The sequence below is a fragment of the Acinetobacter sp. UBA3132 genome, assembly GCF_002364825.1.
Lineage (GTDB): Bacteria > Pseudomonadota > Gammaproteobacteria > Pseudomonadales > Moraxellaceae > Acinetobacter > Acinetobacter schindleri.
In genome coordinates this window covers 1-6958 of record NZ_DEZM01000079.1, presented here as the reverse complement: position 1 = coordinate 6958, position 6958 = coordinate 1, and the positions used below count along the sequence as shown (strand labels likewise).

5 protein-coding genes are annotated in these 6958 nt (G+C 43.6%); 3 read left to right on the top strand and 2 right to left on the bottom strand.

Features of this window, described 5'->3' with window-relative positions:
• Positions 1-169 precede the first annotated feature (169 nt).
• On the top strand, positions 170-1627 hold the full coding sequence (locus B4033_RS03660; protein ID WP_286832169.1) for a CYTH and CHAD domain-containing protein: 1458 nt from the start codon (positions 170-172) through the stop codon (positions 1625-1627).
• A 12-nt stretch (positions 1628-1639) separates the two neighbouring features.
• Here B4033_RS03660 and B4033_RS03655 read toward each other — a convergent pair whose 3' ends face one another.
• Positions 1640-2272 carry a hypothetical protein gene (locus B4033_RS03655; RefSeq protein WP_286832167.1) on the bottom strand — a complete coding sequence of 211 codons (633 nt, stop codon included), beginning with the start codon at positions 2270-2272 and terminating at the stop codon, positions 1640-1642.
• Between the two features lie 110 nt (positions 2273-2382).
• On the opposite strand from B4033_RS03655, the gene B4033_RS03650 reads away from it, so the two are divergent.
• Together B4033_RS03650 and B4033_RS03645 are read left to right on the top strand one after the other, a co-directional pair.
• Positions 2383-2784: a DUF3144 domain-containing protein gene (locus B4033_RS03650; protein ID WP_004812380.1), complete on the top strand. Its 402-nt coding sequence runs from the start codon at positions 2383-2385 to the stop codon at positions 2782-2784.
• Positions 2785-2906: 122 nt separating this feature from the next.
• Positions 2907-3968, top strand: coding sequence for an amidohydrolase family protein (locus B4033_RS03645; protein ID WP_286832165.1), 1062 nt, complete (start codon positions 2907-2909; stop codon positions 3966-3968).
• Between the two features lie 160 nt (positions 3969-4128).
• On the opposite strand, the gene B4033_RS03640 is transcribed toward B4033_RS03645, so the two are convergent.
• Complete coding sequence (locus B4033_RS03640; protein ID WP_286832163.1) at positions 4129-6915, bottom strand: M16 family metallopeptidase; 2787 nt, start codon at positions 6913-6915, stop codon at positions 4129-4131.
• Positions 6916-6958 lie beyond the last annotated feature (43 nt).

Genomic DNA, 6958 nt, shown 5'->3' with positions numbered 1-6958 from the left:
TAAAGTCGCTTTATCAAGTTTTATTGCAGTTGTAGAAAATCCATCCTAAAGCACTTCAGTCGCAGAGGTGCTTTTTTGTTGCATTTGCAGCTTATCTTTTCCAAACGCTTTGGGCTATATTCACTATTATAATTATTAGACTAGACGCCGTATCGAGGAGGAGCACCCGATGGCAGAAATTGAACTCAAATTTCAAGTTCCCTCCCACATGCACGCACAGCTGCAACAAGACTTCATCAGTTTAACGCTAGTGCGTAATCATCTCTGGGCTCGTTATTTTGATACGACTGAGTTACAGCTGCGCGAGCATGGCATTGCTTTACGGCAGCGCCTGGAAAATGAAATCTGGCTACAGACCCTTAAAGCTCCTGGGAAACAGCCTTTTGAGCGTCTGGAGGTGGAATTTGAGCTAGGAAAAGAACAGCCTGAACAATGTGACCTTAAACACTATAAAAATTATCCTGAAGTCAGTGAACTGCTTAAAGAAGCATTAGGATCACTAAAAATTCCCTTAAATCTGCAATTTGAAACTGAAGTGCAACGTTCTATTCATGTAGAAAACTATAAAAACAGTGTGATTGAAATTGCTTTTGATCAAGGTGAAATCCGGCATGGTACAGAATTTATTGCCATTTATGAGCTGGAATTTGAACTCAAACAAGGACAGCTGAGTGAACTGATCGAATTTGTACAACCCTGGATCCAACGTTATGACTTATGGCTAGACAGCCGTAGCAAGTCAGATCGTGGCTATGCTTTGCTTGAAGGCAGCAGCATTACACCTGCTCAACATCAACTGCCGCTGGTATTAGGCAAGGATGATAACTTACATGGCATGTTGCAGAAAATTATTAGAAATACTTTGCAGCACCTACTTCCTAATGCAACGGCGCTATCTACTGAATATTATAATAGTGAACATATCCATCAAGCTCGGGTCGCTATCCGTCGTCTGCGCAGTGCCTTACGCTTTTTTAATGTCGATGAGCTAGAAATTCCTCCTATTTGGGTGGAGCAACTGACTGAGCTTTTTCAGCAACTCGGTGCAGCACGTGATCGCGATGCCTTGGCAGAAAGCTTATTGCCACAACTTGAAGCTGCCGGATCACCGATTCTGAGCTTACCACCGGCAACAGAAGAAAATGTCGATGTAGAACAGGTGTTCCGGGAACCAGAAACCAATTATCTGATACTGGATTTACTCCGTTATAGTGAGGCTGAACCTAAACAGGTCACTACAGATATTCGTATGCTGTATAAGCGTCTAGGCAAATTACATCAGCAGATCTGTGCCGATGCTGAACAGTTTTGTGAGCTGGCAATTGAGGATCAGCATCGTACCCGTAAGCGGGTAAAGCGTTTACGCTATAACATCGAATTTCTGCAAAACCTGTTTCCAGCCAAACAGGTGAAAAATTATCTCAAGGCGTTAAAACCGCTACAGGAAAGCCTGGGTCAATATAATGACCTGCATGTTGCAGAAAGCCTATATCAACCTTATGTGAAACGAAAGCCTAAAGCATGGTTTGTGCTAGGCTGGTTACATGCGGAGCAACAGCGGCTGCAAAAGGAAATTCAGGTAGAGTTACAGCAATTTGCCCAAGTACAGCCTTTCTGGAAGAAATAAATCAGTAAATACTTAGCGATATTTACCGTAAACTTTCCAGGTATTGTTATCGGCAAGCGGATCGTTATAACTGTCACTGCGCTGTTTACGTGGCTTATCTCGTGCATCTACCAGTTCGAAATGCTGCTCTACGCTCAGGACAATACCATTCACATAGAATCGAGTCCGAGTATATTCATTTTGCCCATGCTGGAACACATAAGTGCGCAAATCGACAAATTCCCGATGTGCCACCAGTGCTGCTGTCTCATCGCTGTCTAGCCAGCGTTGCATCGCCTGAATCTGTACCGGCTCGAATTGACCGCATTTTTCAACCAGACTGGCAATACCACGAAAAGTTTTTGATTCTTTGGCACGGGTTTTATTGATCCGGATACGATCGACATGAAAATAGAATAATGGCAGATTTAAATGGCTCGGCAGATGAACTGCATCCAGCACTTCATCTTCCATAAAAGGCTGAAACAGATCCTGCGCCCTTTCAATCAAACCCGTCCACTGACGATAATATTCTTCCACCTGCGACTTGCTGCCATAGTAAATTGGTAGTCCTTCGACATTGGCCAGATTGACTGGTGGCCAGATATTTTGGCGTAATAAGGCAATGTCACTTTTCAGGCTTTGTACAGCGATTGCATCTTGCATGGGAATCACATTTTTATGCTTAGGCTATTTTTAGATTAAGCCAAAGGTTTAGTTTCTGCAAGGCTTTGCCTATAATAAGTCGATTAAGATTTTAGTGTCAGGAAAAATTCATGGTTCAAAAGATTGAAGCGACCGATGTAACCGAAGAAGAAGCGTTAAATGCTGCATTCTTTGAACGTGCTGATGAATTTATCAAGCAAGCCAATGAGTTTAGCCGCGTAGAAAAAGGCTCTCAGGACAATCCTGCAGAAAAACGCGGTCAGGTCAGCGCTTCGATGCTGTTTGCAACTGCCCGTTTTAATACCTGGGTGGCAGCCAACAATTTCAAAGACGGCAATGAAATGCGTGATGCCAAAGATCAGGTGATGTCTTACATTCTTCAGCAGTTCCAGATGATGCTGGAAGACAATTATGATGAATACTGCGAGCAGTTCGAAAACTATTTGCGCTTCCGTCATAACGAAGAATTCCATGCTAACAAGCATAAACATGATCATGACCACGATCATTAATGCTCAGCCCTTCGGGGCTTTTTTTATACCTGGCATTTTTAGATCAACTTTTTGCATTGACGCCCGTATTATTTTACTTCTATATAGCAATAAGAATAATTCCAATAACAACAAGGAAAGTCATGCAGCTTAGTTTCCCCATCATCGACCCACATATCCATCAGTGGGATCCCTATCACACCCCTCATGCAGCTGCACTGGCAGTCAAACTGTTTGGTAAGCATCCTCGCCTGCTGGACCGTATGGTGCGCCTCCTGAATCCAAAACCAATTATTGAAACGATAGGCCTGACTGAACACATTACCGCACCTTATTTACCTGCCCATTACAAACAGGATATTGCTCATTATCAGGTCGAACAGGTAGTACATATTGAAGCTGGCTGGCATGAACACAAAGGCACAGGTGTCGTGAATGAAACCCGATTTGTAGCCGGTCTGCCTTTTCAGGCACACGATCTGGCATTGGGTGCAATTGTGGCTACCGCGGATCCACGCAGGAAAGACTTTAAAAAGTTACTGCAACTCCATCAAGAAGCTTCGCCCAAGTTTCGTGGGATCCGTAAAATGGCTTCCGTGCATCCAGATAAAGGCGTGCATGCCTGGGCTGATGAACCCCATTTGTACCTTAATAAAAAATTCCTGAAAGGGTTTGAACATCTGGCCAAAGCCAGGCTGAGTTTTGATGCCTGGGTCTATTCCACCCAGATTTCTGATGTGATTCATCTTGCTAAGACTTTCCCTGAAACACCGATTATTCTGGATCATCTCGGCACGCCTGTTGGACTATTTGGCACAGTGGGTAAAGGTACTGGAAAAACTGCACAGGAAAGGCAACGGATTCTAGAAAACTGGCAAACAGATCTGGCCAAACTGGCAGAGTGTCCGAATGTCATGACCAAAATCTCTGCGCTATTTATGCCAGTGCTGGGTCATCATTTTCATCAGCAGCGACAATTAGCTTCCAGAGTACAGCTGATTGAACTTGCGACACCTCTAATTCAGCATGCCCTAAAATGCTTTGGAACGGATCGTGCCATGTTTGCCTCCAATTTTCCGATGGATCGGGTCAGTGCAAATCTGGTTGATATCATTGATGCCTTTAGCGATATCGTACATGACTATGATAAAAATGCCTTAAAGCAGGTGTTTTATGACAATGCTAAACGCTTTTACCGACTTTAGAGGTTGAGAAAATCGCTAGAAATTATTGAATATCCATTACTCCTCACCTTATGGAAGGTATGTAATCTTGAAGAATAAATATCTTCCGTCCTTAAAAAAATCCTCCTGCTCAGTATTTTAGAGAGGAGGATTTTTAAATTAGTCAGCTTACTCTGTAAATTTATTTCTTGGTCAGCATTGCCTGATTCACCGGCTGACCATATTGATCCGACATCACTTCTAGCAGCTGATCGGCATTCAGATACTTCTGAATCACTACATCGATATCTGCTTTGGTTAAGGCTGCCACCGCGCGGTCACGTTTCTGACGATAGTTCAGGTCACGGTTCCGTTCCAGCTGAGGCACCAGCATGCTATGAATACGGCGATCATCTTCCAGTGCTGTGACACGTTTTTTCAGAATACTGGCTTTTGCAGCTTCGACTTCTTGTGCAGTGACACCTTTGCTACGTAGCTCAGCAATTACCTTACGTATTGAATCCGATACTTGGCCAGAGCGTCCTGCGGTATAGTTTGCGCCAAAGGCCAAGGCACCGGCATTGTCCCAATCAGCGAAATCTACATTGGCACTAAAGCCATAGACCAAGGCATTCTTTTCACGTAATTCCTGTGCCAGACGAGAAGACAATTGTGAATCACCCAAAATGTGTCTTAACACCAGTAATGCAGGTACATCTAGATGATCTGAACCCACCGGAATTGAAATGGCGGCGACATAGCTGCCAAACTCACGCTGTTCCGATAGTGCATGTACCTTTTCAGCAGTACGCGCGACATATTCAGACTTGAGGCGGGTATAAGGCTCATTGCTTTTCCAGCCCTCAAATTCCTGCTTGATCAGCGTCTGCATCGCCTTAGGCTTAAATTCACCAGTGACCGCAACGCGGGCATGATGGGTTTTAAAGAAACGTTGATACAGTTGCTGGACCTGTTCACGCGTCGCTGCGTTGATCTGCTGTTTAGCCAAGTCAGGCTCAAAATGATAACGTAAATCTCCCGGCTCATAACGCTCGAGCAGACGCGCAAAAGTCAGACTGGTCACCGTATCCGGTTCTGTATAAGGACGGTCTAAGCTGGACAAAGACTGAGACTTGATCAGGTCAAACTGGCTCTGCTCAAAAGTCGGATTTTTCAATACATTTAGAATGTATTTAAAATATTCTTCAAAATATTCTTTCTTGGCTGAAATCGAAATATTCAGGCCATTGCCTGATGCACTGACATTGGCCGAGCCACCCACTTCAATAGTTTTGTCTGAAATCTGTTGCAGGCTCTGAGTCTCAGAAGCTCGCATGATCAAGTAAGCCATCAGATCCAGCAATTCCCCTTTATGCTTGAGTGTTTCAGCTGTACCAAAATCAAGGGCAATCGTCGAGTAGACTTTGTCATCGCGGGTCTGGGTGGGGAACAAAGCATACTGAATGCCATTTTGCAGTTTGCCACGCTGGATCTGCTTTTCTTTGCTGGTCAGTAGCTTTTTAGACTCCTTCACATACTGTTTCACTTCCGCCTGATAAACTGAAATATCTTTTAAAGGTTCTTCAGTGACAGGTTGTTGATCCAGGGTTGGTTTGGCTGCTGCAAACTGCTCTTGCCGTTTGGCTTTTTTCTGATCTTCAGGCGTAGGTACAATATTGCCCTGAATGCGGTATTCCGCCTTAAAGAAATTCTTATAGATGGCGTTAGCATCAGCCACAGTCAGGTTTTGAATTGCATTCAGATCCCTAAAATATTTGCTCCAGTCTCCATTCGAAGATGCAATATAATCACTCAGGCGTGAACCTAGTGCTGTTGCATTATTTTTAATGTTCTCAGCGGCATTGCGGCTCATATTTTTAACCCGGTTCAGCTCAGTTTCATTAAAACCTTTGCCTTGCTCCACACCAGCCTGTAATGCCTGTTCCACCTTTTTCGCATCATGATTCGGCGCATAGACTGCACCCATGAAGACCATATTGAAGTCCTTATCTAGCCAGGTGGCAGACTGTACAGCTGTCGCTGTTCCCTGCTCGACAACCCCCTGATACAGATGCCCGCTCGGCTGCAAGGTGTACAGCGTTGGTGTTACCGATAATGCGTTCTGCTTAGCTACTTCTGAACGGTTCAGATAGATATTGAATTTGGCAAAATCACTGCCTTTGGCCACAGTAAACTCACGCTGTTTAATCTTTTCAGGACTTAACTCTGGTACTTTCGGCTGTTCTGGTACAGAACGTGCCTTGATTGGACTAAAATGCTGGTCAATATATTTCAGTACCTGTTTCTTGTCGAACTTGCCTGAAATTACCATATAAGCATTATTTGGTGCATACCAGGTCCGGTAGAATTGATTCAGTTCCTGTATATTGATCGATTGCAGCTCGTTTAAATCGCCAATTGGCAGACGACCAAGATGCTGGTTGCCATAAGCTGATTTAAAGATTTGATCCATCAATACTGAAAATGGCTGATCCAGACGGATTTCACGTTCACGTTTAACAATATCAATTTCAGTTGGCACATATTTTTCTTGCAGTACCAGCTTATCCATCCGTTCTGCTTCAAGCTGGATCACCGCAGCCAGTGCAGTACTTTCAGGGCGAACCAGATTGGTATATTTGGTGGAATAATAATCCGTACTGGCATTCGATGAGAGTGTGTACTGATCCAGACGACGCTGAAATTCATCGCCTTTAATATTTTCAGTCCCTTTAAAGGCTAAATGTTCTAATAGATGTGCCAGACCACCTTTCCCCTGCGGATCGTTCAATGAACCGGTGAAATAGACCGTATTCATAAAAGTCTTATTTTCTTTGTCATTTGGTGCAAGGACAATTCTTAAACCATTATCCAGTTTATATTCTTCAATATTTTGTTCTGTTTTTACCAATACTGGTTGAGCAAAACTGAGCGTCGCTGCGCCCATTAAAAACATGGAAAGTGTTAATTTTTTAAAACGTAGTGACATTCTGGATCCAGCAAATTTAAACATGAACTTTTTATTCAGTGAA